Genomic DNA, 22,237 nt, shown 5'->3' on the forward strand with positions numbered 1-22,237 from the left:
CCCTTCGGTTGCCGCCAGGTTCACGGTTTCGGTCACGTTGCCGTGACGGTGCGTGCCGGTTCTCGTTGATCACAACAGGCGTTTGGAGAGGGGGTTTTGCGGTGATTTCGACCGTTCACGACGTGGCCATCCTGGCCGACTTCCGCTTCGCCGGGCCGGGTGTCGCGGCCGAGGTGCAGGCCCAGGCCGAAGCGGCTCTGACCACGGTGCTGGTGCACGTGCCGCGGGACCCGCGTGTGCTGCCCTTCGCCCCGCACATCCAGGCGATCCTGCGCGACGGCTCGGCCACCCTGGCCCGGGAGGACCAGATTGCTTCCGTACGCCTGCTGGTCGCCCGCGGCGCGGACCTGCTGGCCGCCGGACGGGCCCGGACCCGCGCCGAGCACATCGTCGTGGTGGCCGGCGAACCGCCGATCTGGTCCGAGGAGTACGACGACGTCGAGTGGGCCCCGGCCGACGACCGCGTGCGCGTCGCCATGCCGCTGCTCTGCAAGCTCACCGTGCAGAACTGGCACGAGATCGTCGACGCGGCCGCCACCTGGCACGACGACCCCGAACGCTTCCGCGCCCTGGAACGCACCTCGGGACACCAATCGCACCTCAGGCGTCTCGCCGGTTTCGGCATCCGCCCCCGGATCAGCGCCCCGGCCGTGCCCCGCGAGCCCGGCCCGACGCCGCCCGGCCCCACCCGCCGCGTGTTGCTGGCCGGCTCACCGGCCCGGCTCACCGCGATCGCCCGGCGGCTGCCCGGTGACCTGGCCGCGGTGATCGCCACCGACTCGTACGAGAGCCCGGGCGACGGCTTTCTGACCGAGCACATTCCCGCGTACGAGGAATTCGGCGCCCCGCGGGACGCCTGGAACCGGATGTTGCGCGACCGCCTGTCCCACCTCGTCGAGCTGCACCGCCCGGAGATCGTGGCGGTCGACGACCTGCCTCATCCCGGCATCGTCGAGGCCGTGCGGGCGCACCCCGAGGTGCTGTGGGTGTGGGTGCGCCGGGCGATGTGGAAGCGTTCCCCGCTGAATACCGAGTGGCTCACCGAGGGCAAGGTGTTCGACCACGTGCTCGAGCCGGGCGAGTTCGCCGCGATGGCCGACGACGGCCCGACCGTGGCCGAGCGGGAGACCGCCCACCGCGTCGAGCCGATCACCCTGCTCGACGCGGGCGAACTGCTGGACGCCGCCGCGGCCCGGGCCGACCTCGGCCTGGACGACCGCCCGGCCGCGCTCGTCCGGCTGGATGACACCCGGATCGTCGAGCGGCTCGAGCGCCACGGTTTCCAGGTGGTCGTCCGCACGACGGCCGTGAGCCGCTACCTGCGGGCGTTCGACCTGGCGGTCAGCGCGGCCGACTACGACGCGTACCACGAGCAGTTGCGTTTCGGGATCCCGACCGTGTTCGTCCCGTCCGGCGATGATCCGCTCGACGATCAGGCCGCCCGGGCCCGGTTCGCCGACGCCAGCGGGGTCGCTCTGACCGTCTCCTCCGGTGACGACCTGGACCGGGCCCTCGACGCGATCGCCCGTCCTGAGAAGCGGGCCGCGCTGAGCCGCCGCTGCGAGGAACTGACCTTCAGCAACGGCGCCTCGGCCGCGGCGACCTGGCTGGGTGGGCTGGCCGCCCGGCACGACCGGACCGGAGGCTGACATGCCCGAGACCGCACTGGTGCCCGTCACGCGTGACCCCCTCGACTCCCAGCGGGCCCGCTGGGAACTGGCCGCGATGGCCGGCCGTCTCCGGATGCTGGAATCCCGCCTGGTCACCGAACGCCACCGCATCGACGAGCTGCAGCGCGAGCGTGACCGGGAGCGCCGCCGGGCCGACCGCCTGCGGCGCAGCGAGTCCTACCGGATCGGGGCGGCTCTGCTGGCCCTGCTCAAGAACCCGGTCCGGGCCACGCCCCGGCTGGCCCGCTCGGCGCTGCGCCGGTTGCGGCCCGCGCCCCGGACGACCCCCGCTCTGGCCCTGCCGGCCGGCCCGCCGATCGCGGCCGAGCCGACCCCGCCGGTGCACCTCTATGTGGTCATCGGTCTGGAGTTCGACGCGGTGCGGGAGTTCGTGCTGACGTTGCGTCAGCGCCTGCAGGTGTCACCCGACCACCGCCCGGTGGTGATGACCGACTGCTCGTCCTTCGGTCTGCTGCGCGACCTGGGCATCCTGATCGAATATCTGCCCGACCGGGCCACCTGGGAACGGCACCGCCCGGACCGGTCGTGGGAGGACGTGCTCTCCGAGCGCCTGTCCCGCCTCTATCGGGATCACGGCTCGGTCCGCACCATCATCATCGACCGGGCCGCACCGCCGACCCTGGCCGAACTGCTTCGTTGACGGCGTCGAACTCCGGCTCCGGGGACGGCTTGCCGAAGTAGTAGCCCTGGGCCAGCCGGTAGCCCAGCCGGTGCAGCTCGGCCGCCTGCTCGGCCGTCTCGACCCCCTCGGCCACCGCCATCAGCCCCAGACCGTCACTCACCATGATCAGCGCGGTGGCGATGACCGCGTGCCGGCCGGCCATGGTGATGTTGTCGACGAACGACTTGTCGACCTTGAGGATGTCGACCGGCACGGTCTGCAGCAGCGTCAGCGACGAGTGCCCGGTGCCGAAGTCGTCCAGCGCGATCCGCACGCCGAGCGCGTGGATCTCGTTGACGGCCTGCACGGTCCGCCCGCCGCCGAACACCGCCGTCTCGGTCACCTCGACCACCAGGCCCGCGGCGGGCAGCCCGCTCGACGCCAGCACCGAGGCGACCAGCTCGGGAAAACGGGGCTCGGCCAGCTGCCGGGCCGACACGTTCACACTCATCCGCTGCGGAGCCTTTTCCCCGTACGCGTCCCGCCAGGCCACCGCCTGCGCGCACGACTCCCGCAGGATCCACTCGCCGAGCTCGACGATCAGGCCGTTCTGCTCGGCCACCGAAATGAACTCGGCCGGGCTCACGAACCCGCGTACGGGATGATCCCAGCGCACCAGGGCCTCGACCGACACGATCCGGCCCTCCGGCAGCGACACGATGGGCTGGTAGAACACCCGGAACTGGCCCTCGTCGAGCGCCGTCCGCATCTCGGCGCCGAGCCGGGCCTGCTCGCCCGCGTCCTGGTCCATCTGCGGCAGGTAGCGCAGATGCCCACGTTCGGTACTCGCCTTGGCCACGTACATGGCGACGTCGGCCCGGCGCAGCACCTCGTACGGGTCCTCGGTGCCCTCGTTGCCGGCCGAGCCCACGGCCGCGGTCATCAGCATCTCGTGCCCGTCGACCTCGACCGGGCGGCGCAGCACGGCGAGCAGCCGCTCGATCGTCCCGTCCATCGCCGGTGGATCGGCGTTCCGCACGATGACCGCGAACTCGTCGCCGCCGAGCCGGGCCACCAGGTCGGCGTGCCGCACCGCCCCGGCCAGCCGGGCGCCGACCACAGCCAGCATGCGGTCGCCGGTGGCGTGCCCGAACCGGTCGTTGACGTCCTTGAACCGGTTGAGGTCGAGCAGGGCCAGCTGCACCTGTCCGCCGGCCATCGCCTCGCGCAGGCGCAGCTCGAACCGTCGCCGGTTGGGCAGCCCGGTCAGGTCGTCCCGCATGGCCAGGTCTTTGAGCTGCCGGGACTGCAGCTGCACGGTGGCCACGAAACCGGACAACCGGGCCAGCACCAGGGCGAACAGCAGGATCGACCCGGCCGCGACCGGCAGCCAGCTGACGTGCGCGGGCTCCCGCAGCCCCTGCAGGAGCAGCACCACCGGCACCGGCAGGGTGGAGACGCCGAGCAACATGAGCCGGGCCCGGCCGAACCGTTCCTGGGTCAGCTCGTCGGTCTCGATCGGCGTGGTCGGCGCGTAACGGGCCGCGCCGGGAATGCAGATGTACGCGAACAGGAACAACCCCAGCGACACGTCGGCGAGGAAGCTGTCCGGGGGCAGGAACGAATACCCGGCGTTGCCCAGCATCCCGGCCAGGCTGCACATGGTCAGCAGCCAGAGGGTGGGGGAGCGCCCGCCGACCCGCAGCACCATCGGCAGGGTCACCGCGATCTGCAGCAGGCCGGTGGTCGGGTAGGCCATCAGCACCAGGCGCACCAGTTCGGGCATGCCCGGCTCGTCGGCGATCGGCGCGATGACGAACACCCAGTAGACCAGGCCGACCCCGGTCACGATCACCGCGAAATCCAGGAGGCCGGCCAGGCTGCGCTGCCGGGGCGGCCGGCTGAGGCCGAACAGGCCACCGATGAGCAGCGGGTACGCCCCCAGATAGCAGGCATCGGCCCACGACGGGAACGGCAGCGCGTGCAGCACGGCCGCGTGATACAGGGTGATCAGGTCGCCGACGGCCCAGACGATCAGGCCGCCGACCAGCACGTACCAGAGCCGGGCGTCGGCCGGTCGGCGGCGCCGGACGATGACCACGGCCAGGACCGACGTGACGAGGCTGGTCAGCGAGCCGAGCGCCGAGCGCTGGAGGTCGCCGGCCAGCAGCACGTAGACCAGGAACACGGCCGTGGCGGCCGCGGGCCAGCCCAGCCAACCGGTTCTGCCTCGCACACCCTCCCGTTCGGCACCCTGCGCGAGCGGATGAGCGCTTGGTGCGCCGTTAGTGACGTTCTCGGGTCATCGTGTTTCTTTTCGCCATGGCAGCAGCGGGATACCGAGCAGCAGCACCACGGACAGGACGATCAGCGACGTACGGACGCTGGTCGCGGCGGCGAGCGCGCCCGCGACGGCGATGAAGACCGGCTGAACCGTCTTGTTGGTGATCGACCACGCCAGTACCACCCGTGACGTGTGCGCGTCGTCGGTGGCGTTCATCCGGTAGGTGGCGAACAGCGGGTTGAACATGCCGGCGAAGAAGACCAGCAGAAACTCCGAGGCGGCGATCATGACGAGCCCGGTCGTCGACGCCGGCGCGAACGCGATGAGCCCCATCCACAGGTTGCGGCCGACCCCGGCGATCAGCAGGAGCCGATGCCCGCCGCCCAGCCGGCCGCTCAGCATCGACCCCAGGATCCCGGCCACCCCGGACAGGCCGCCGACCAGCCCGAACTGCCAGGCGGCGAAGCCCAGATCGCGCAACATCAGGACGGTCAGCAGCGGGGTGAGGGCCGTGATGCAGCCCCCGAAGATGATCGAGTTCCAGAACAGGGCGGCCAGCCCCCGATGCCGCAGGAGGTAACGCCATCCCGCGGTGATGTCACGCGCCCAGTGATGCTCCGCGGACCGCGCCGGCGGCTCCGGCTCCCTCGTCCGCAGCCGGCGCAGCAGAAGCGCCGAGACCAGGAAGCTGACCGCGTCGAAAGCCATCGTGACCGTGGCGCCCAGCCACGAGATGAGCACACCACCGGCCGGACCGCCTACCGAGTTCGCGGTCCACAGCGTCGTCTCGAACCGGCCGTTGGCCGCCGCCCGATGCTCGACCGGCACCAGGGTCCGCAACTGCGCGACCCCGGCCGAATCGAACGCCAGACGAGCCACCATCTGCACGACGGCGACCAGGCACAACTGCCAGTAGCTGAGAACGCCCAGCAGCGCGGCCACAGGGATCGACACGATCACCACGAACCGCATCAGATCCGCCGCCACCATCACCGGCAGCTTGCGGCGATGCTCGATCCACGGACCCATCGGCAGCGCCAGCAGAGCGCTCACGACGCCGGCCAGAACGTTCAGCAGCGAGACCCGGAAATCCGACACCCCGAGCACCAGCACCGCGACAATCGGCAGGGCCGAGTATCCGAGTGCGCTCCCGGCCTCGCTGGTCGCGAACGCGGCCCAGCGCCACCGGAAATCCCGCCGCCATCCCTCGTCGGTCACGCCCGTGAAGGCGGCACTCATCCAGTACGCACTTCCCCTCGTGTCAGTGCCGGGAAGTATGCCGCCCGAGTACGACACTTTGTAACTTTTGCGCGCGTGTGGTCGTTGGGCGAGCGTGACCGTATCGAGCCCGTTGATCTCTGTGGTCGCGCCGATCTTCAATGAGGGTGCTGGGGTGGCCCGCTTCGTGCGGCGGCTCACCGAGGTTCTCACCGGGGCGGGACTCGCGTATGAGCTCGTGCTGGTCGATGACGGCTCGACCGACAACTCGTGGCAGCACGTCGTCGAGCAGGCGACGATGGACAAGCGGGTCCGTGGCCTGCAGCTGTCGCGTAACTTCGGCAAGGAAGCCGCCGTGCTGGCCGGGCTCGAGCATGCCGCGGGCGAGGCCGTGGTGGTCATCGACTCCGATCTGCAGCACCCGCCGGACGTGATTCCCGAGATGGTCCGGCGCTGGCGGGAAGGCGCTCAAGTTGTCGAGGCGGTCAAGCGCAACCGCACCGGGCAGGGGCTGATCGGGCGGCTCGGTGGGCGGCTGTTCAACCGGGCGTTCACCGGGCTGACCCAGGTGGATCTGGTCGACGCGACCGACTTCCGGCTGCTCGGGCGGCCCGCCCTGGAGGCGTTGCTGCGCCTGCCCGAGCACTCCTCGTTCTTCCGCGGTACGAGCAGCTGGATCGGTTTCCGCCGCAGCACCATCGAGATCGACATCGACGAGCGCGAGGGCGGCCGTACGCGGTGGACGTTCCGCTCGCTGTTCCGGCTCGCGGTCAACGGGCTCACCTCGTTCACGTCGGCGCCGCTGCATCTGGTGACGATGGTCGGGCTGGCCTTCGCCGGGTTCGCCGTGCTGCTGGGGGCGCAGACGCTGATCCGGTGGATCGGCGGGGACTCGGTGGCCGGCTTCCCGACCGTGATCCTGCTGCTGCTCGTGATGGGCACGTTCCTGCTGCTCGGCCTGGGTGTGATCGGCGAGTATCTGGCGCGCATCCACGAGGAGGTCCGCGGCCGGCCGCGCTATCTCGTGCAGGAGACGGCGGACGGTTTCGCCGAGACGACCGTCCCCGAGCAGTGGGCCCGTGCGGAGCGCTGAACTGGTCAGATACGCGATCAGCGGCGGCGCCAGCGCACTCACCCACCTCGGCGTCGGGTTGCTGCTGGCCGAGGGGCTGGACGTCCGGCCCGCGGTCGCGTCGAGTGTCGGATTCGTGGCGAGCATTCTCATTTCGTACGGGCTGCAAAGGACCTGGGTCTTCGGCTCGACGACCGGCCACCTGCGCACGGGCCCGCGCTTCCTGGCCGTCACGGCGGTCGCCGGAGCACTCAACGCCGCGATCATGACGCTCGACGGCCCCTACGTGCTGGTGCAGGGCGTGGCGCTGGTCGTGATCCCGGTGGTCAACTACGCGCTGAACTCGCACTGGACCTTCCGCGTGCCTTGATGTCATGGTCGTGTGGTGGAGCTCACGGTCCAGGACACCAACGGCATCCTCCGGCTGCCCTGGGTCCACCCCGACCGCACCAGCCGCGGCCTGGGCTGGGAGCAGCTCTACGTGTCGACGCAGAGTGAGCAGCCGTATCAGGCCAGTTTCGGCGGGGCGCCCAGCCACCTGGTGATCCTGCACCTCAACGGGCCGGTCACGGTGCGTCGCGGGCATCTGGGGCTGACCAGTTCACGGACGGTGCCGCCGGGCGGGCTGTTCGTGCACCCGGCCGGCAAGGAGCTGACCGTCGAGCTCGGCGGCGCGCTCGACACCGTGCACGCCTATCTGACCGACGAGCTGCTGAGCGCGGCCTGCGACGACGAGCCGGTCGAACTGGCCGAGGAACTGGGCACGGTCGACCCGCTGGTCGAGCAGCTGATGCTGACCCTCGACGGGGTGATGCGCGACTGGGAACCGTCGGCCCGCACCTATGTGGATCATCTCGGGTACGCGCTCGCGGCCCAGCTGGCCCGGCAGCACAGTGTGGGCGGGCGGCCCGTCGCTCCGGCGGTGCACGGCGGGCGGGGCGGGCTGACCGAGCGGCAATTCCGGCGCGTACGGGAAATGGTCGAGGAAAGGCTCGGTGAGTCGCTGCCGCTGCGCGAGATGGCGGCCGTGACCGGGCTGAGCGTGAGCCAGTTCGGGCGGCAGTTCAAGGCGCGCACCGGACTGTCACCGCATCAATATCTGATCCAGCGCCGGGTCGACGCGGCCGGCCGGTTGCTGCGCGGCACGTCGATGCCGATCGCCGAGGTGGCCCAGCGCTGCGGCTTCTCGCATCAGGAACATCTGACCCGGGTGCTGCGGGCGCACCTGGGCACGACGCCGGCCGCGATGCGCGTTTCGTGCAGCGCGTAGATGCAGGAAGCTGAACGCCGGCCGCGCGGACACTGGGCCGGTGGAGTCCTTCGAATACACCGCGCACGCCTCGCGGGTGATCTTCGGGGCGGGGACGCTGGCCCGGCTGGGTGACGAGGTCACGCGCCTCGGGGCGAGCCGCGTGCTGCTGCTGGGCGATCGCGCCGGACGGTCGTTGAGCGCGCTGGGGTCGCTGACCGTCGCGCATTTTCCCGATGTCGCCATGCACACACCGGTAGAAATCACCGAGCAAGCCCTTTCCCGTACGGACGGAGTCGACTGCCTCGTATCAGTCGGCGGCGGATCGAGTACGGGGTTGGGCAAGGCGCTCGCCGCGCGCACCGGGCTGCCGCAGATCGCCGTGCCGACCACATACGCGGGTTCGGAGATGACGCCGGTGCTGGGCGAGACGGCGTACGGGAAAAAGACCACCCGCCGCGACCCGGCCCTCGTGCCGAAGACCGTCGTCTACGACGTCGAGCTCACCCTCGGGCTGCCGGTCGGGCTCTCGGTCACCAGCGGGCTCAACGCGATGGCGCACGCGGTCGAGGCGCTGTATTCGCCGCAGGCCAATCCGGCCGTCGACGCGTTCGCACTGGACGCCGTCGCGCGGATCTCGCGCGCGCTCCCGGTCGTCTCGGCCCGTCCCGGCGATCTCGAGGCCCGCGCGGATCTGCTGGCCGGGGCCTGGCTGGCGAGCATGTGCCTGGGTGCGGTCGAGATGGGGGTCCATCACAAGCTCTGTCACATCCTGGGCGGTTCGTTCGGGTTGCCGCACGCGGAGACCCACGCCGTCGTGTTGCCGCATGTGATGGCCTACAACGCTTCCTCGCCGGCGATGCCCAGGATTGCCGCGGCCATGGGGGTCGCTGATGCCCCGGCCGCGGTGTTCGACCTCGCCGCCCGTCTCGGCGCGCCCCTCTCGCTCGCGTCGCTCGGGCTGGCGGAAGCCGATCTGGCCGCGGCCGCCGAGCTGGCGACCGCGCAGCCCTACCCGAATCCTCGTCCGCTGTCGGCGGCGGGTGTTCGGTCGGTTCTCGGGGAGGCGTGGCGGGGCGAGCGGCCGCCCGGGCGGCCGGACATCGGGTGGCTGACCGACGAGGTGGTGGCGAGTTTCGGCGGCGATCCCCGGCTCGCGCAGCTGCTGGGCGATCTGGTGCGGCGGCTGCACGGATTCGTGGCCGACAACGACCTCACCGAGGACGAATGGAAAGGCGCAATCGACTTCCTTTCCCGTACGGGCCAGATGTGCACCCCCACACGGCAGGAGTTCGTGCTGCTCAGCGACACTCTCGGCATCTCCAGCGCGGTCGACTTGCTGACCAACTCGCGGTCGCCCGACACCACGCCGTCGGCCGTGCTCGGGCCGTTCTACGTCGAGGGGCCACCGTCCGTGCCGTCGGGCACCGACCTGGCCGAGGGACTGCCGGGCGCGCCGCTGCGGGTCGACGTGCGGATCGTCGACCTCAGCGGGCAGCCCGTACGGGAAGCCGTGGTTGATGTTTGGCAGTCCAATGAGGACGGCTTCTACGACGTGCAGCTGCCCGAGCTCGAAGGACCGGTGCTCCGGGCCCGGCTGCGCAGCGACTCCGACGGCCGGCTGTGGTTCCGGACGATCCGGCCGTCCGAGTACCCGATCCCGGACGACGGGCCGGTCGGGCAGATGCTGCGGGCGACCGGGCGGCATCCGTACCGGGCCCCGCATCTGCATTTCATGATCAACGCGCCCGGCTTCCGACAGTTGATCACGCAGCTCTTCGTGGCCGGCGGCGCCTATCTCGACTCGGACGCGGTGTTCGGGGTCAAGCCGGATCTGATCGTCGAGTTCACCGATTCCGTCGAGTTCACCTTCCGCCTGGGGGCTGACCATGCCTGATGTCGAGACCGATGTCCTGATCGTCGGCAGCGGGCCGGCCGGTGGGGCCGCCGCGCTGTTGCTGAGCACGTACGGCGTACCGAACATCGTCGTCACCAAATACGGCCGCCTCTCGGACACGCCGCGGGCGCACATCACCAACCAGCGCACGATGGAGGTGCTGCGCGACGCCGGCATCGAGGATCAGGTGATCGCCCAGGCCACGCCGCAGCACCTGATGGGCGACACGGTCTTCTGCTCGAGCCTGGCCGGCGAGGAACTGGGCCGGCTGCACACCTGGTACACGCACCCGTCCCGAATGGCCGATCACGCACTGGCGTCGCCGTCGGCGATCTGCGACATGCCGCAGCACCTTCTTGAGCCGGTGCTTCTCAACAGTGCGGTCGCGCGCGGAACGTCGTTGCGCTACCAGACCGAGTATCTGTCTCTCCAGCAGGACTCGTCTTCGGTGGTGGCTACCGTTCGTGACCGGCTGCGGGGCGACACGTATCGGATCAGAGCGAAATATCTGATCGGTGCCGACGGCGGGCGCAGCCAGGTTGCGGCCGACATCGGGCTGCCCATGGTCGGGCAGATGGGCGTGGCCGGCAGCATCAACATCGTCTTCGAGGCCGACCTGACCCACCTGACCGCCCATCGGCCGAGCACGCTCTACTGGGTGCTGCAGACCGGATCCGACGTCGGCGGCATCGGCATGGGACTGGTCCGCTGCGTCCGGCCGTGGCACGAGTGGCTGATCGTGTGGGGCTACGACATCAACGGCGAACCACCGGACCTGACCGAGGACTACGCCCGCCGCATCGCCCACCACCTGATCGGCGACGACACGGTGCCGGTCACGATCAAGTCGTCGTCGGCGTGGACGGTCAACCACCTGTACGCCGAGACGTACCAGAGCGGCCGGGTGTTCTGCATGGGCGACGCCGTGCACCGGCACCCACCGTCGAACGGGCTGGGCTCCAACACGTCGATCCAGGACGCGTACAACCTGGCCTGGAAACTACGCGCGGTGCTGGCCGGGGAGGCCTCGCCGGGCCTGCTCGACTCCTACTCGGCCGAACGCGCCCCGGTCGGCCGGCAGATCGTCGACCGGGCCAACCGCAGCATCGGCGAGACGTCCCGCATCTTCGAGGCGCTCGGCATGCTCTCGACCGAAGACCCGGACCAGTTGCGGCGCAACATGGACGCGCGCAAGCTCTCCACCCCCGCGGCCGAGAAGCAGCGGCGGGCCCTGCGCGAGGCCATCGAGTTCAAGAACTACGAGTTCAACACCCACGGCGTCGAGCTCAACCAGCGGTACGCCTCGTCGGCGGTGATCCACGACGGCACGCCGATGCCGGTCAACCCGCGCGACGACGAGCTCTACCACCACGCCACCACGTGGCCCGGCGCCAAGCTGCCGCACGCGTGGATCGGGTCGGGGCGCACCCGACTGTCTACGTTGGACCTCGGCGGGCAGGGCCGGTTCACCCTGTTCACCGGTCTCGGCGGTGAGGCCTGGGTCGCCGCCGCGGCCGCCCTCGACATCGTCCCGGTGCTGATCGGCCCGGGCCAGGAGTACGAGGACATCTACGGCGACTGGGCCCGGCTGCGCGAGGTCGGCGACTCGGGCTGCGTGCTGGTACGCCCCGACAACTACGTCTGCTTCCGCAGCGCCGAACTGGCGGCCGATCCCGCGGCGACGTTGGGCGCCGCAATAAGGTCCGTCCTATGGCCTTCCACGTAGACCTGACCCTGGACACGCGCGACGCCGAGTCGCTGGCGGAATTCTGGAAGCTGGCACTGGGCTACGAGGACGAGCCACCGCCCGCGCCGTTCACGACGCGGGCGGAGTGGGTGGCGTCGTTCGGCGAAGACCCGTCGACGGGTGGCGGCGCCTGGCTGCGAGACCCGTCCGGGGTGGGGCCGCGGCTGTCGTTGCTCGACGTGCCCGAGCCCAAGACGGCCAAGAACCGCCTGCACCTCGACATCCGGACCGGCCAGTGGTCCGGGGTGGAGGCCAAGTCGGCCGAACTGGTGGCCGCGGGCGGCAGCGTCCTGGCCGTCTTCGAGGGCCACCACATCGTGATGGCCGACCCCGAGGGCAACGAATTCTGCGTGGCCCCGTGAGCATGCTCGGTGACCTCATTCGGCTCTCACCGGAACTACGGGACGAGATCCGGGCCGACCCGTCCACCGCCTATGACCGGGCGACATCGTTCGACGGCCCGGAACGCCTCGAACTCGACTGGGAGTGGAAACTCTTCGGGCCCCTGTTCACGGCGGCCGGCTTCCGGGTCAACCCGTTCCGGTCCGGCTCCCCCGGTGTCCCGTTTTCCGGCGCGCTGTCTCTGGAGCCGAACGAAGTAGCGGAGGCTGCGGCGACGCTGGAGAAGACGCCGTTCGCCGTCCACGTCCCGCATCTGCGCGGAGCCCTGGTCGAGCGCGACACCGTGCGGGTCGACCATGACTACGAGTCACCAGTAGTGACGCCGACGTTCCCCGACGACGAGGTCGAGTCCTACCGGTCCCGGTTGGCGCCCCGATACGACGACCTGACCGCCTTCTACCGGACAGCCGCCGATCACGGCGAATGCACGGTCTTCTGGGCCGCCTGAGAGTCCGTCCAGAGCAGCTCGCCGATCGGGCGTCGCTCGCGGGCCGGCTCGGGATTTTCGCGAGCCGGGCCGCGGCCGAAGGCCGACATGGTGGTGACCTCCCAGTGACCGGGGACGTCGAACTCGGCGGCCAGGGCGTCGCGGTCGAAAGCGCGGAACTGCCGGGCCGACAACCCGAGGGCCTGGGCCTGGATCGTCATGTGGGCGACCGCCTGGCCCAGGTCGTACTGGGCGAACTCGGAATACTCCCAGTCGGTGCCCTCGACGTAGCGGTGGGCCAGGTTGGCCACGAGGATGCCGGCCGACGGCGCCCAGCGGCCGGAACTGGCGGCCAGGTGACGCACCAGCCGTCGATGGGTGTCGTCGCCGCGACGGCCCACGATGAACGCCCACGGCTGCGAATTACCCGCCGACGGGGCCCAGCGTGCCGCCTCCACGAGCAGTTCGGCCTGGGCCGCTTCCACCTCGTGCGCCGGGTCGAACGTGGCCGGGCTCCAGCGCGTGGCCAGCAGCGGATGCAACCCGGGCATGATCAGGTCATCGTCCACCCCGAAAGTGTCGTACGCGAACGGCATACTTCCCGGCACTGACACGAGGGGAGGTCGCGTATTCATGGCGACCGAGGACAACCAGGCCGCGATCTGGCGACAGGTCATCGAGGGCGAGAACAAGTCGTGGGTGCTGTTCGCCCACCACACCTGCGTCGTGCTGCCCGACCCGCCCGACGGCGATCTGGCGGCCGCCGCGACGGCGATTCTCGGCGAATACGGTCCGGTGCACGCGGGGTCGGCGTCCGGAGATTTCGGCACGATCGAGCTCGAAAAGGTTCCCGGCTGGGTGGTCTGGAGCCACCACCCCGACGTCCTCACCTTCGTCGCCCCCGACGAGGTCGAGGCACCGCCGAGTGACCTAGTCGTAGGCCTGACCGGCCGATCCAAACGCGACCGCGACGGCCACGAGCTGACGGTCATCCACGTCGAAGACCGCCGGCTCTCGGCGCCCTGACCACGGCCGTTTGGTAGAGGACCTCCGGGTGCCGTGGCGTTTGCGGCAGTTCCACACCGCACCCTGGAGGTCCTCGCATCCACGGACGCGGCATCACCGTGACGAAAGCCCACCTCTACCGGCCACAAAGCACTGCGCCCGCATCGGCGAATGGGCCTGCACCAAGCCCTGCACCAGCGAAGACGCCCGCAGCGGTTCCTGCACACCGCCCAATCTCCGTCGCCCACGCCGCGATCGGTGGTCCGCCCGCCGGCCGCGTTTCTGACGTTCGCCGGGTGGGACGCTCAGGGCTTGAAGTACTGCGACATCAGGTCGCTGACCCAGTCGGGCTGGGTGGCGTCGGCCGGGAGGAATTCGAGGATCATCGGCTTGATGTCGATGATCGGGGTGCCGGTCACCGCGTCCAGGCCGATTACGGTCAGGTCTCGGCCCTGGACGGCCTCGATCTTGCAGCAGGTTACGCCGATGCGGTTGGGGCGGCGGGGGCCGCGCGTGGCGAAAATGCCGACCGGCGGCAGGTCGGCTCGGCCGCGGTAAGGGCGTGGCTCGCGGAAGTCGCCGCCCTCGGGGAACTGGTCGAAGGCGAACAGCACCTCGACGTGCGAGAAGTATTCCAGCCCCTGGAGGCACGCGTCGCCGAAGCGCTCGTCCACAGTGATCGTGCTGCGGACGGCGCCCCAGTTGTCCGAGTGCTGGATGTCGGTGCGCTCGTTCCGGACCGTACCGATGGAAGTGATCTCGAAGCTGGGCATGGTCCGCAGGCTAGCCGGGAACCACCACCAAACGGCGGCCGCGCAGGTCGGTGCGTTGCCAGGCGGTCTCGATGTCGCTCAGCGGAACCCGCACCAGATCGAAGGTCAGCTCGCCGGACAGCGTCCATGCCACGACCTGGCGGTATAACTCCTGCATGGTTGCGGCGTCGAGCCGCCGGGCCGCGCCGTAGATCTCGACCCCCGAGGTGCGCAGGCTCTCGGCCGCAACCGTGAGCGCGGCCCCGGCCGACTCGCCGATCTGGACCAGGCGGGTCGGTTTCGGGAAGGCGAACGACCGTGGGACCAGCGCTCGCAGCAGGATCTCGGTGGGCCGGCCCCAGAGGTAGTCGAGCACGACGTCGGCCCCGGCCTCGCGATAGGCCCGCTCGAGTTCCTCGTCCGGCGCGGAGGTGTTCAGCACCGCGTCGGCGCCCAGGGCTCGTACCTCTCGCAGTTGGTCGTCGTCGCGGCCGGTGGCGACGATCCGGCCGGCGCCGAGCAGGCGGGCCACCCGCACGGCCAGGCGGCCCGCGACCCCGGTGGCGCCCTGCACGAGTACGGTCTCGCCCGGCACGAAGCCGGCCGCGGTCTTGAGGGACATGGCGGTGATCGCGGTGCCCAGCACGGTCGCGGTCGCCGGGTCGATGCCGTCGGCGAGCGGCATGTAGGCGCCCTTGGCCACCACGGTCTTTTCGGCGAGAGCGCCGTAGGGGCGGCGGGGATTGCCGAACCCGACGAGAGTGCCGTCGGGCAATGCGCCGATGCCGTCGAAGGCGGGAATCGCGGGCAACTGGTCGACATAGTGCCGGCTCGCGTAATGGGTGCCTGCCGCGATGAGCTTGTCGACGTTTTCGACCGCGACCGCCCGTACGTCGAGGAGCACCTCGTCGTCGCCGGCCACCGGATCGGGGAAGTCTTCGTAGCGTGGCACGCCGCCGATCTCGTGCAGGACCGCCGCTTTCATCACACCTCCCGGCCGAACAACGCCGCTATCCGGCGCTGCCAGCCCGGCAGGAACCGGGGTGGGCCGGGCGGTGCATGGGTCGGCGAACGGAACGCCGTGCCCTGGTGCCCGGACGGCCGCTCGGCATGCGCGGGAACGCCGGGGATGCGATGGATCGCCTGGTGCAGACGGTGGCTGAAGCTCATCGGGGAGTCCTCTCTATCAGTGATAGGGAGAATCTAGCACTGATAGAGTGCGGGCGGGAGGTACCGAATTGGCACTGGACCGCCAGCGGATCGTCACCGAGGCCGTCGCCCTGCTCGACGCCGAAGGTCTCGACGCGGTGACCACGCGCAAACTCGCCGCTCGGCTCGGGGTGCAGTCCCCGACGCTGTATTGGCACGTGCCGAACAAGGCGGCCCTGGTCACCGCGATCGCCGACGCGATCCTCGATCAGGAATTCGCGACGACGGCCGCAGGCGGCAAGGAAGAAGAGGCGACGGCCGCAGGCGGCGAAGATGAGGATCAGCCCTGGCCGCAGTGGCTGACCGGCCTGGCCGAGCGGCTACGCCGGGCGCTGCTGGCCCATCCCGACGGCGCCCGGGTCGTCTCGTCGGCGCAGCTCTCCCGCACCATGGCCGCGATCTCCGAGCAGGCCATGAGCACGCTGGTCGCACAGGGCATCCCGCTGCGGCAGGCCCGCGTGATCGTCCTGACCGTCGAGCGGTTCACGGTCGGCCACGTGCTCGAGGAGCAGGCCGCCCGGCCCGACGCGGCGGCGCTGAAAGACTTCGACCTCAACGCGTTCACCGCGGAGCACCCGACGGTGGTCGCCGCCATCACCGACTACTTCCATCCCGGCCGCACGGTCGACGACCTGTTCCGCGACTGTCTCGATGTGGTCATCGCGGGCGCCGTGGTCAGTGCAGGTGACCGCCGGTAGCCAGATCGTCGAAGAGGGCGCGGTTGAAGGCGTTCATCCCCGGCAGCCCGCGCAGGTCGAAGAACCGCAGGTCGACCGTCTCCGGGTCGGCCCGGTCGAGCCGCCCTGACCACGACTCGGCGCGGTAGGTCACCGAGATGACCTGGCACTGGTCCCCGTTGGGATAGACCAGGAGACACTCCGGACCCGATCGGGCCATCAGCAGCGTCAGTTCGCCGGCGAGCAGGCCGGTCTCCTCCCGGAGTTCCCGGCGGGCGGCCTCCTCGAGCCGCTCACCCGGTTCCACCGCACCACCCGGGATGCACCACGTGCGGTCGTCGGAGCGCTGCTGCAGGAGGATGCGCCCGCGGTCGTCCCGGACGAGCACACCGGCCGCTGCGACCACCAGCGGTTCGTGGCCGACCAGCGGGCGCAGTCTCTCCACGTAGGACATGCCGGGAGCATAGGTCAGAGGCGGTGTGCCTCCGGATGGGTCGTCGCACCGCGGGTGTCGAAGAAGCGCTTGGCCACGGCGGCCAGCCGATCCACCTCGTACGCGCGATGGTTCTGCACCAGGATCACCAGGTCGGCCGCGGCCACCGCACCCAGCACATCGTCGGTGCCGGGGACGATCCAATCCCGCACGTACGGGTCGTGGAACGTGACCGCTGCACCGAGCGACTGCAGGTGCCGGGCCAGCGGCGCAGCCGGCGATTCCCGCTGGTCGGCGATGTCCGGCTTGTAGGTCACGCCCAGCAGCAGGATCGACGCGCCGTGGACGGCCTGGCCGTCGGCGTTCAGCAGGTTCTGGGCGCGACGGGCCACATAGGACGGCATGGTCGCGTTGATCTCCTGGGCCAGTTCCACGAAGCGGAACGGGTAGCCGAGCCGGCTGCGGACGTTGTGCGACAGGTAGTTCGGGTCGATCGGGATGCAGTGCCCGCCCACTCCGGGACCGGGATAGAACGCCTGGAAGCCGAACGGTTTGGTGGACGCGGCGCGGATCACGTCCCACAGGTCGATGTCGAGCTCGTGGCAGAACCGGGCCATCTCGTTGACCAGCGCGATGTTGACATGCCGGTAGGTGTTCTCCAGCAGCTTCGCGGTTTCCGCTTCGCGGGTTCCTCTCGTACGGACCACGGTGTCGACGAATCGCCCGTAGAACTCGGCGGCGCGGTCAGTGCAGGACGGGCTGAATCCACCGACCACCTTGGGGGTGTTGCGCGCGCCGAACACCGGATTGCCGGGATCGATGCGCTCGGGCGAGAACGCCAGATGGAAGTCGACGCCCGCGGTCAGCCCGGAGAGCGATTCGAGCAACGGCCGTACGACCTCGTCGGTGGTGCCCGGATAGGTGGTCGACTCCAGCACCACGAGCATGCCCGGCCGCAGGTTGCGCCCGATCGCCGCGACGGCCCCGCGCACCGCGGTCAGGTCGGGCCCGTCACCCTCGGCGAGCGGCGTCGGCACGCAGATCACCGCGGCGTCACACGAGGCGATCAGAGTCTCGTCGGTGGTCGGTGTGAAAGCCGACATGGCCGCGATGTCGGCGTCGGTCAGGTCGTCGACGTGGGACCGGCCGGCGGCCAGCGCGGCGACCACGTCGGCGCGCACGTCGTATCCGAGCACGGACAGTCCGGCCCGCACGGCCTGCTGGGCGAGCGGCAGTCCGACGTAGCCCAGCCCGAGGATGACGACGTCGTATCTCATCGAGCCTCCACCGGACGGAGCGCACTTACCGGCGTACGAGGGGAAGGGGTTGATCTTGGTGGTGATTCCCAGCGTGATGGTGCCGGGAGATAGGCCGGCAGGAACTCGGCCAGCATGGCGGCCTGCTCGGCCATCTCGTCCGGCCCGGAGGCGGTGTCGTTGAGGCAGAACGCGTCCAGGTGCCGCCGGTGCAGCAGCCGGGCCAGGTGGAACGGGGTCGCCGGGTCGGCCAGATCGGTGTAGAGATAGCTGATCTGGCCGGGGGCGGCGCGGCCGGTGAGATAGGCGTAGTACTGCTGGAGTGACGACAGCAGCGCGATGTCGTCGGGGTGGCGGAACTGGTGCGCGGCCGTCGCCTCGACCTCGCCCGCGAACCGCTGCTCGATCTCGGCCAGCACGCTGCGTCGCGACGGGTGCGGCGTGTGCTTCATCTTGCGGGTCAGCACCCGGCCGAACGCGCTCTGGATGAGCTGGCGGTTGTTCTTGCCGGCCGAGTCGGCGGGGGCGTCGGCCGCAGTGCGCGGCGCCGAGCTGACCAGCGCGCCGGACGGGAAGAAGCGGGTCAGCCCGCCCGGCGTGAAGAACAGCTCGGGCGCGACCGGCCGGCCCAGAAAGACGTCGTCGTTGAGGTAGAGGAAATGCTCGGACAGGTCCGGGATGCGGTGCAGGCGCGACTCGATGGCCTGCGAGTTGAAGGTCGGCAGCCGCCCGGTGCCGCCGAAGATCTCGCGGTGGGTGACCACGGTCAGGTCACGGCGCGTGGTGTCGAGCCAGGCCGGTATCTGACCGTCGGTGACCAGATAGACATGGCGGATCCAGGGTGCGTACGCGTGCAGTGAGCGCAACGAGTAGCGCAGCTCGTCCCGCGAGTGGAAGCGGGAGTCGTTGGCCGCCTGCTCGTTCGTGCCGGCCACCCAGCCGTTCTCGCGCAGCGCCCGGAGTTTGCGGGCGCGCCAGGCCGGATCGCTGCCGTCGACCCACGTGTAGACGGCGTCGATCGGGAACGCGACCCGGTCGGGGCTGACCATCGTGAACACCTCGCGGGTGCGATAGCGGCGGGGCGAGCCGGGCGAGCCGAACGGGCCGAACACCGGCTCGGCGACCACGATCTCGGGTTCGTCGGCCGCGATCACATCGGCCACCGGGTTGCTGCGCGGTCCGGCCAGCGTCTCGCCCTCGCGCCGCCAGAACTCAATTTCGCAGCCGTACGCCGGATTTCCCGCCCCGGGCCAGCTGACCCGCAGGACGCGGCCCGGGACAACGCGCTCGAACCGGGCGTTCCCTCCGGACAGCGCGGCGATGGCCCGGGCCCGGTCGCGCTCGTCGACGGCCACGCCCGTGTTGGTCAGCGAGCTCACCGGGATCCGGAACCAGTCGACGCCGGCGCTGGTCAGGGTGTCCAGGGTGCGGTCGAGGTTCTCCCGGCGGGCCGTAGCCGGGTCGGGCGCCGTGGAGGCCTCCCGGCGCGAGCCCAGTGGGACCAGCCGCCGGGCGATCCGCAGGCGCCGGCTCTCGCTCACCAGGGGCAGGAGCCGGCGCTGCATCTGGTTGAGCAGACGTCGCCGCACAGGCCAGGGGGTCAGGCTGAGGATCCGCACGAACCGCTCAACTCGGGTCACCGGAAAGAAGTTGCGTGGCGTCCCTCCTCGGCGGCGAATCGGTGATATACGGGCAATTCGGACTCGGGCTCAGGGTTGTCACCGATGCGGGAGGTTGCCCGGGTGAGTCATGGTGGAGGCCGAAGCTTCGACTCGGGGAGGCCGAGATGGGCAAGGCCATCGCTTTTCTGGTTGCGTTGATCGCCGGTGTGGTCGTGGTCGGCTGGGTGGTCAGCTCGCTGATCGGGCCGGCGCTGTTCTACCTGATCGTGGGCGCCCTGGCGATCGCCGGCGGCTATTACGTCTACACGAAGGTCAAGAAGGAGATCGCTCCCGGCACCCGCACGCAGCGGCGGATCGAGGCGGCCGCGAAGACGTACCGGATGCGGAACCGGTAAGCGTCAGCGCGGGCGGCTAGGCTTGCGGTCATCGACCCACTCTCTTGACCAACGGGAAGTCTTGCCGTGTTTGACACTTTGAGTGACCGTCTGTCCGGGATCTTCACCAAGCTCCGGGGCAAGGGCAAGCTCACCGACGCCGACATCGACGCCACCGCCCGCGAGATCCGTCTCGCACTGCTCGAGGCCGATGTCGCGCTGCCCGTGGTCAAGGCCTTCATCTTCAACCTGAAGGAGCGCGCCCGCGGGGCCGAGGTCTCCCAGGCGCTCAACCCGGCCCAGCAGATCATCAAGATCGTCCACGAGGAGCTGGTCAACACCCTCGGTGGCGAGAACCGGCGGCTGCAGTTCGCCAAGCAGCCACCCACGGTGATCATGCTGGCCGGTCTGCAGGGTGCCGGTAAGACGACCCTGGCCGGCAAGCTGTCCCGCTGGCTCAAGGGCCAGGGCCACCAGCCGCTGCTGGTCGCAGCCGACCTGCAGCGTCCCAACGCGGTCAACCAGTTGCAGGTGGTCGGCACCCGGGCCGGCGTCGAGGTCTACGCGCCCGAGCCCGGCAGCGGCGTCGGCGACCCGGTCAAGGTCGCGAAAGACTCGATCGAGGTCGCCCGGCGCACCGCCAAAGACATCGTCATCGTCGACACCGCCGGTCGTCTCGGCATCGACGAAGAGATGATGCAGCAGGCCCGCGACATCCGCGACGCGGTCGACCCCGACGAGGTCATCTTCGTCATCGACGCGATGGTCGGCCAAGACGCGGTGCAGACCGCCGAAGCCTTCCGCGACGGCGTCGGCATCACCGGCGTGGTGCTCTCCAAGCTCGACGGCGACGCCCGCGGCGGTGCCGCGCTCTCCGTCCGGCACGTCACCGGCCAGCCCATCCTGTTCGCGTCGACCGGTGAGAAGCTCGAAGACTTCGACCTCTTCCACCCCGACCGGATGGCCAGCCGCATCCTCGGCATGGGTGACGTCCTGACGCTCATCGAGCAGGCCGAGCAGGCCTTCGACGACGAGCAGAAGGAGAAGATGACCGGCAAACTGCTTGCCGGCGAGTCCTTCACCCTCGAAGACTTCCTCGACCAGCTCATCGCCGTGCGCCGGATGGGCCCGATCGCCAACATCCTGGGCATGATGCCCGGCATGGGCCAGATGAAGGACCAGCTGGCCGAGCTCGACGACAGCCACTTCGACCGGGTCACCGCGATCATCCGCTCGATGACCCCGGCCGAGCGCACCAACCCCAAGATCCTCAACGGTTCCCGCCGCGCCCGCATCGCCAACGGCTCCGGCGTCACCGTCATGGACGTCAACCAGCTGCTCAACCGCTTCGCCGACGCGCAGAAGATGATGAAGCAGATGGGCGGCATGATGGGCCTGCCCGGCGGCAACCGGCGCAAGGCCACCAAGAGCCCCAAGAACAAGCGCAAGGGCACCAAAGGCGGAAACAACCGTCCCCGTACGGGTGGTGGCGGCGGGGGTCTTCCCGCGGGCTTCCCGGGCGGCATGCCGCAGCTGCCGCCGGGCCTCGACCCGAACGCGCTGGGCGGCGCCGGGGGCGGCTTCAACCTGCCCAATCTCGACTTCAACAAGCTGATGAAGCAGCAGAAGGACGACAAGGACAAGCGCTGACCGCAGATTGGTGATCTAGGCATGGGTACAGTAGGCTCGTGACACCCCCTGAGGAGGTCCCGATGACTGCGGCCCTGCAGCTGCCGAGCCTGCTGGATGAGAAGCAGGACTGGACCGTCGACGACCTGGCGAGCCTTCCGAAGGATCTTCGTTACGAGTTGATCGACGGAAGGCTCGTGGTGTCGCCGTCTCCCACCCCGATTCACCAAGACCTGGCTGTCCGGCTGCTGCTGATGCTCGAGGCCGGCTGTCCGCCGGAACTCATGGTGGTCACCGACCTCTCGGTGCGGATCGATGCGAGTCGTGAGCCACGACCGGATGTAGTCGTGATCGACCGGAAGCTGGTCAGCGTCAGCCCCGTTCCGGTAGAGGCGGCCGTGCTGGCCATCGAGGTCATCTCGCCCGACTCGACCATTCGTGACCTGCATTCCAAGCCGCGAATGCTGGCGAAGGCCGGGCTGCCGCATTACTGGGTGCTCGATCCGTTCCATTCGGACGGCATCGTTCTCGCGGTGTTCCGGCTCGGGCCGGACGAGCAGTATTCGCTCGTGACCGAGACCCACCAGGCCTTCACGACCGACGTGCCGTTCCCGGTGACGGTCGATCTTCCGGCCCTCAACGATCGCCGGCGGATGCTTCTGGCTGACACCCCGCCTGAGCGCTGATACCCC

General features: G+C 70.0%; 23 protein-coding genes. 14 read left to right on the top strand and 9 right to left on the bottom strand.

All coding sequences use genetic code 11. From position 1 onward, the window contains the following. Positions 1 to 101: 101 nt before the first annotated feature. Together KOI35_RS01395 and KOI35_RS01400 are read left to right on the top strand one after the other, a co-directional pair. The gene (locus KOI35_RS01395) at positions 102 to 1,649 is read left to right on the top strand and encodes a glycosyl transferase (RefSeq protein WP_215784134.1); all 1,548 of its coding nucleotides are present in this window, start codon (positions 102 to 104) and stop codon (positions 1,647 to 1,649) included. Position 1,650: 1 nt separating this feature from the next. Beyond that, positions 1,651 to 2,331: a hypothetical protein gene (locus KOI35_RS01400; protein ID WP_215784135.1), complete on the top strand. Its 681-nt coding sequence runs from the start codon at positions 1,651 to 1,653 to the stop codon at positions 2,329 to 2,331. Here KOI35_RS01400 and KOI35_RS01405 read toward each other — a convergent pair. Both KOI35_RS01405 and KOI35_RS01410 read right to left on the bottom strand, forming a co-directional pair. Further along, entirely contained in the window at positions 2,285 to 4,528 is a 2,244-nt protein-coding gene (locus tag KOI35_RS01405) for a putative bifunctional diguanylate cyclase/phosphodiesterase (RefSeq protein WP_215784136.1), read from the bottom strand. The two genes, KOI35_RS01400 and KOI35_RS01405, sit on opposite strands and share 47 nt — an antisense overlap. 66 nt (positions 4,529 to 4,594) lie before the next feature. Continuing rightward, the gene (locus tag KOI35_RS01410) at positions 4,595 to 5,815 is read right to left on the bottom strand and encodes an MFS transporter (protein ID WP_215784137.1); all 1,221 of its coding nucleotides are present in this window, start codon (positions 5,813 to 5,815) and stop codon (positions 4,595 to 4,597) included. Between the two features lie 121 nt (positions 5,816 to 5,936). On the opposite strand from KOI35_RS01410, the gene KOI35_RS01415 reads away from it, so the two are divergent. Genes KOI35_RS01415 through KOI35_RS01445 form a run of 7 tightly spaced genes read left to right on the top strand, consistent with a single transcriptional unit; the run spans position 5,937 to position 12,609 of the window. Then, a complete protein-coding gene (locus KOI35_RS01415) occupies positions 5,937 to 6,887 on the top strand; it encodes a glycosyltransferase family 2 protein (RefSeq protein ID WP_308120787.1) in 951 nt (316 codons plus the stop codon). Further along, entirely contained in the window at positions 6,874 to 7,236 is a 363-nt protein-coding gene (locus tag KOI35_RS01420; RefSeq protein WP_215784139.1) for a GtrA family protein, read from the top strand. Before KOI35_RS01415 ends, KOI35_RS01420 begins: the two co-directional genes overlap by 14 nt. A gap of 15 nt (positions 7,237 to 7,251) precedes the next feature. Further along, positions 7,252 to 8,136, top strand: coding sequence for a helix-turn-helix domain-containing protein (locus tag KOI35_RS01425; RefSeq protein WP_308120730.1), 885 nt, complete (start codon positions 7,252 to 7,254; stop codon positions 8,134 to 8,136). A 40-nt stretch (positions 8,137 to 8,176) separates the two neighbouring features. Continuing rightward, positions 8,177 to 10,012 carry a maleylacetate reductase and hydroxyquinol 1,2-dioxygenase domain-containing protein gene (locus tag KOI35_RS01430; RefSeq protein WP_215784141.1) on the top strand — a complete coding sequence of 612 codons (1,836 nt, stop codon included), beginning with the start codon at positions 8,177 to 8,179 and terminating at the stop codon, positions 10,010 to 10,012. Next, the gene (locus KOI35_RS01435; RefSeq protein ID WP_215784142.1) at positions 10,005 to 11,738 is read left to right on the top strand and encodes an FAD-dependent oxidoreductase; all 1,734 of its coding nucleotides are present in this window, start codon (positions 10,005 to 10,007) and stop codon (positions 11,736 to 11,738) included. The genes KOI35_RS01430 and KOI35_RS01435 overlap by 8 nt, the downstream gene beginning before the upstream one ends. Further along, positions 11,723 to 12,121, top strand: a complete 399-nt coding sequence (locus KOI35_RS01440) for a VOC family protein (RefSeq protein ID WP_215784143.1) — start codon at positions 11,723 to 11,725, stop codon at positions 12,119 to 12,121. Before KOI35_RS01435 ends, KOI35_RS01440 begins: the two co-directional genes overlap by 16 nt. Before the next feature lie 2 nt (positions 12,122 to 12,123). Continuing rightward, positions 12,124 to 12,609 carry a DUF1877 family protein gene (locus KOI35_RS01445; protein ID WP_246612478.1) on the top strand — a complete coding sequence of 162 codons (486 nt, stop codon included), beginning with the start codon at positions 12,124 to 12,126 and terminating at the stop codon, positions 12,607 to 12,609. Here the strand turns inward: KOI35_RS01445 and KOI35_RS01450 are convergent. Then, positions 12,576 to 13,157, bottom strand: a complete 582-nt coding sequence (locus tag KOI35_RS01450; protein WP_215784145.1) for a nitroreductase family protein — start codon at positions 13,155 to 13,157, stop codon at positions 12,576 to 12,578. The genes KOI35_RS01445 and KOI35_RS01450 overlap by 34 nt on opposite strands. 64 nt (positions 13,158 to 13,221) lie before the next feature. Between KOI35_RS01450 and KOI35_RS01455 the strand changes: the two genes are divergently transcribed. Further along, a complete protein-coding gene (locus KOI35_RS01455; protein ID WP_215784146.1) occupies positions 13,222 to 13,614 on the top strand; it encodes a hypothetical protein in 393 nt (130 codons plus the stop codon). Positions 13,615 to 13,898: 284 nt separating this feature from the next. Here the strand turns inward: KOI35_RS01455 and KOI35_RS01460 are convergent, their stop codons facing one another. From KOI35_RS01460 to KOI35_RS01470, 3 genes are read right to left on the bottom strand one after another with little or no spacing between them, the layout of a single operon-like run. Then, positions 13,899 to 14,366 (bottom strand): SAM-dependent methyltransferase, encoded by a 468-nt coding sequence (locus KOI35_RS01460; RefSeq protein WP_215784147.1) that lies wholly within the window; start codon positions 14,364 to 14,366, stop codon positions 13,899 to 13,901. Positions 14,367 to 14,376: 10 nt separating this feature from the next. Beyond that, positions 14,377 to 15,330 carry a quinone oxidoreductase family protein gene (locus KOI35_RS01465; protein ID WP_215784148.1) on the bottom strand — a complete coding sequence of 318 codons (954 nt, stop codon included), beginning with the start codon at positions 15,328 to 15,330 and terminating at the stop codon, positions 14,377 to 14,379. Next, positions 15,330 to 15,515 (bottom strand): hypothetical protein, encoded by a 186-nt coding sequence (locus KOI35_RS01470; protein ID WP_215784149.1) that lies wholly within the window; start codon positions 15,513 to 15,515, stop codon positions 15,330 to 15,332. The genes KOI35_RS01465 and KOI35_RS01470 overlap by 1 nt, the downstream gene beginning before the upstream one ends. 68 nt (positions 15,516 to 15,583) lie before the next feature. On the opposite strand from KOI35_RS01470, the gene KOI35_RS01475 reads away from it, so the two are divergent. Beyond that, on the top strand, positions 15,584 to 16,252 hold the full coding sequence (locus KOI35_RS01475; protein ID WP_215784150.1) for a TetR/AcrR family transcriptional regulator C-terminal domain-containing protein: 669 nt from the start codon (positions 15,584 to 15,586) through the stop codon (positions 16,250 to 16,252). Here the strand turns inward: KOI35_RS01475 and KOI35_RS01480 are convergent. The 3 genes from KOI35_RS01480 to KOI35_RS01490 are packed head-to-tail and all read right to left on the bottom strand — an operon-like array spanning position 16,230 to position 19,560. Further along, the gene (locus tag KOI35_RS01480) at positions 16,230 to 16,685 is read right to left on the bottom strand and encodes an NUDIX hydrolase (RefSeq protein WP_215784151.1); all 456 of its coding nucleotides are present in this window, start codon (positions 16,683 to 16,685) and stop codon (positions 16,230 to 16,232) included. The genes KOI35_RS01475 and KOI35_RS01480 overlap by 23 nt on opposite strands. Before the next feature lie 14 nt (positions 16,686 to 16,699). Beyond that, positions 16,700 to 17,941: a nucleotide sugar dehydrogenase gene (locus KOI35_RS01485; RefSeq protein ID WP_215784152.1), complete on the bottom strand. Its 1,242-nt coding sequence runs from the start codon at positions 17,939 to 17,941 to the stop codon at positions 16,700 to 16,702. Continuing rightward, positions 17,938 to 19,560, bottom strand: a complete 1,623-nt coding sequence (locus KOI35_RS01490; RefSeq protein WP_308120731.1) for a stealth family protein — start codon at positions 19,558 to 19,560, stop codon at positions 17,938 to 17,940. Before KOI35_RS01490 ends, KOI35_RS01485 begins: the two co-directional genes overlap by 4 nt. A gap of 146 nt (positions 19,561 to 19,706) precedes the next feature. Here KOI35_RS01490 and KOI35_RS01495 point away from each other — a divergent pair, with 146 nt between their 5' ends. The 3 genes from KOI35_RS01495 to KOI35_RS01505 all read left to right on the top strand — a co-directional run bounded on the left by KOI35_RS01495 (position 19,707) and on the right by KOI35_RS01505 (position 22,231). Next, positions 19,707 to 19,937, top strand: a complete 231-nt coding sequence (locus KOI35_RS01495) for a hypothetical protein (protein WP_215784153.1) — start codon at positions 19,707 to 19,709, stop codon at positions 19,935 to 19,937. Positions 19,938 to 20,003: 66 nt separating this feature from the next. Further along, complete coding sequence (ffh, locus tag KOI35_RS01500; protein WP_215784154.1) at positions 20,004 to 21,566, top strand: signal recognition particle protein; 1,563 nt, start codon at positions 20,004 to 20,006, stop codon at positions 21,564 to 21,566. Between the two features lie 62 nt (positions 21,567 to 21,628). Further along, positions 21,629 to 22,231 (top strand): Uma2 family endonuclease, encoded by a 603-nt coding sequence (locus KOI35_RS01505; RefSeq protein ID WP_215784155.1) that lies wholly within the window; start codon positions 21,629 to 21,631, stop codon positions 22,229 to 22,231. The last annotated feature ends 6 nt before the right edge of the window (positions 22,232 to 22,237 follow it).

The sequence above is a fragment of the Paractinoplanes bogorensis genome, assembly GCF_018829635.1.
Lineage (GTDB): Bacteria > Actinomycetota > Actinomycetes > Mycobacteriales > Micromonosporaceae > Actinoplanes > Actinoplanes bogorensis.

Coding starts and splice junctions, on each gene's coding strand:
- KOI35_RS01400 (WP_215784135.1), top strand. CDS start 1,651: ATGCCCGAGACCGCACTGGTGCCCGTCACGCGTGACCCCCTCGACTCC.
- KOI35_RS01410 (WP_215784137.1), bottom strand. CDS start 5,815: ATGAGTGCCGCCTTCACGGGCGTGACCGACGAGGGATGGCGGCGGGAT.
- KOI35_RS01435 (WP_215784142.1), top strand. CDS start 10,005: ATGCCTGATGTCGAGACCGATGTCCTGATCGTCGGCAGCGGGCCGGCC.
- KOI35_RS01440 (WP_215784143.1), top strand. CDS start 11,723: ATGGCCTTCCACGTAGACCTGACCCTGGACACGCGCGACGCCGAGTCG.
- KOI35_RS01445 (WP_246612478.1), top strand. CDS start 12,124: ATGCTCGGTGACCTCATTCGGCTCTCACCGGAACTACGGGACGAGATC.
- KOI35_RS01455 (WP_215784146.1), top strand. CDS start 13,222: ATGGCGACCGAGGACAACCAGGCCGCGATCTGGCGACAGGTCATCGAG.
- KOI35_RS01460 (WP_215784147.1), bottom strand. CDS start 14,366: ATGCCCAGCTTCGAGATCACTTCCATCGGTACGGTCCGGAACGAGCGC.
- KOI35_RS01465 (WP_215784148.1), bottom strand. CDS start 15,330: ATGAAAGCGGCGGTCCTGCACGAGATCGGCGGCGTGCCACGCTACGAA.
- KOI35_RS01470 (WP_215784149.1), bottom strand. CDS start 15,515: ATGAGCTTCAGCCACCGTCTGCACCAGGCGATCCATCGCATCCCCGGC.
- KOI35_RS01480 (WP_215784151.1), bottom strand. CDS start 16,685: ATGTCCTACGTGGAGAGACTGCGCCCGCTGGTCGGCCACGAACCGCTG.
- KOI35_RS01485 (WP_215784152.1), bottom strand. CDS start 17,941: ATGAGATACGACGTCGTCATCCTCGGGCTGGGCTACGTCGGACTGCCG.
- KOI35_RS01495 (WP_215784153.1), top strand. CDS start 19,707: ATGGGCAAGGCCATCGCTTTTCTGGTTGCGTTGATCGCCGGTGTGGTC.
- KOI35_RS01505 (WP_215784155.1), top strand. CDS start 21,629: ATGACTGCGGCCCTGCAGCTGCCGAGCCTGCTGGATGAGAAGCAGGAC.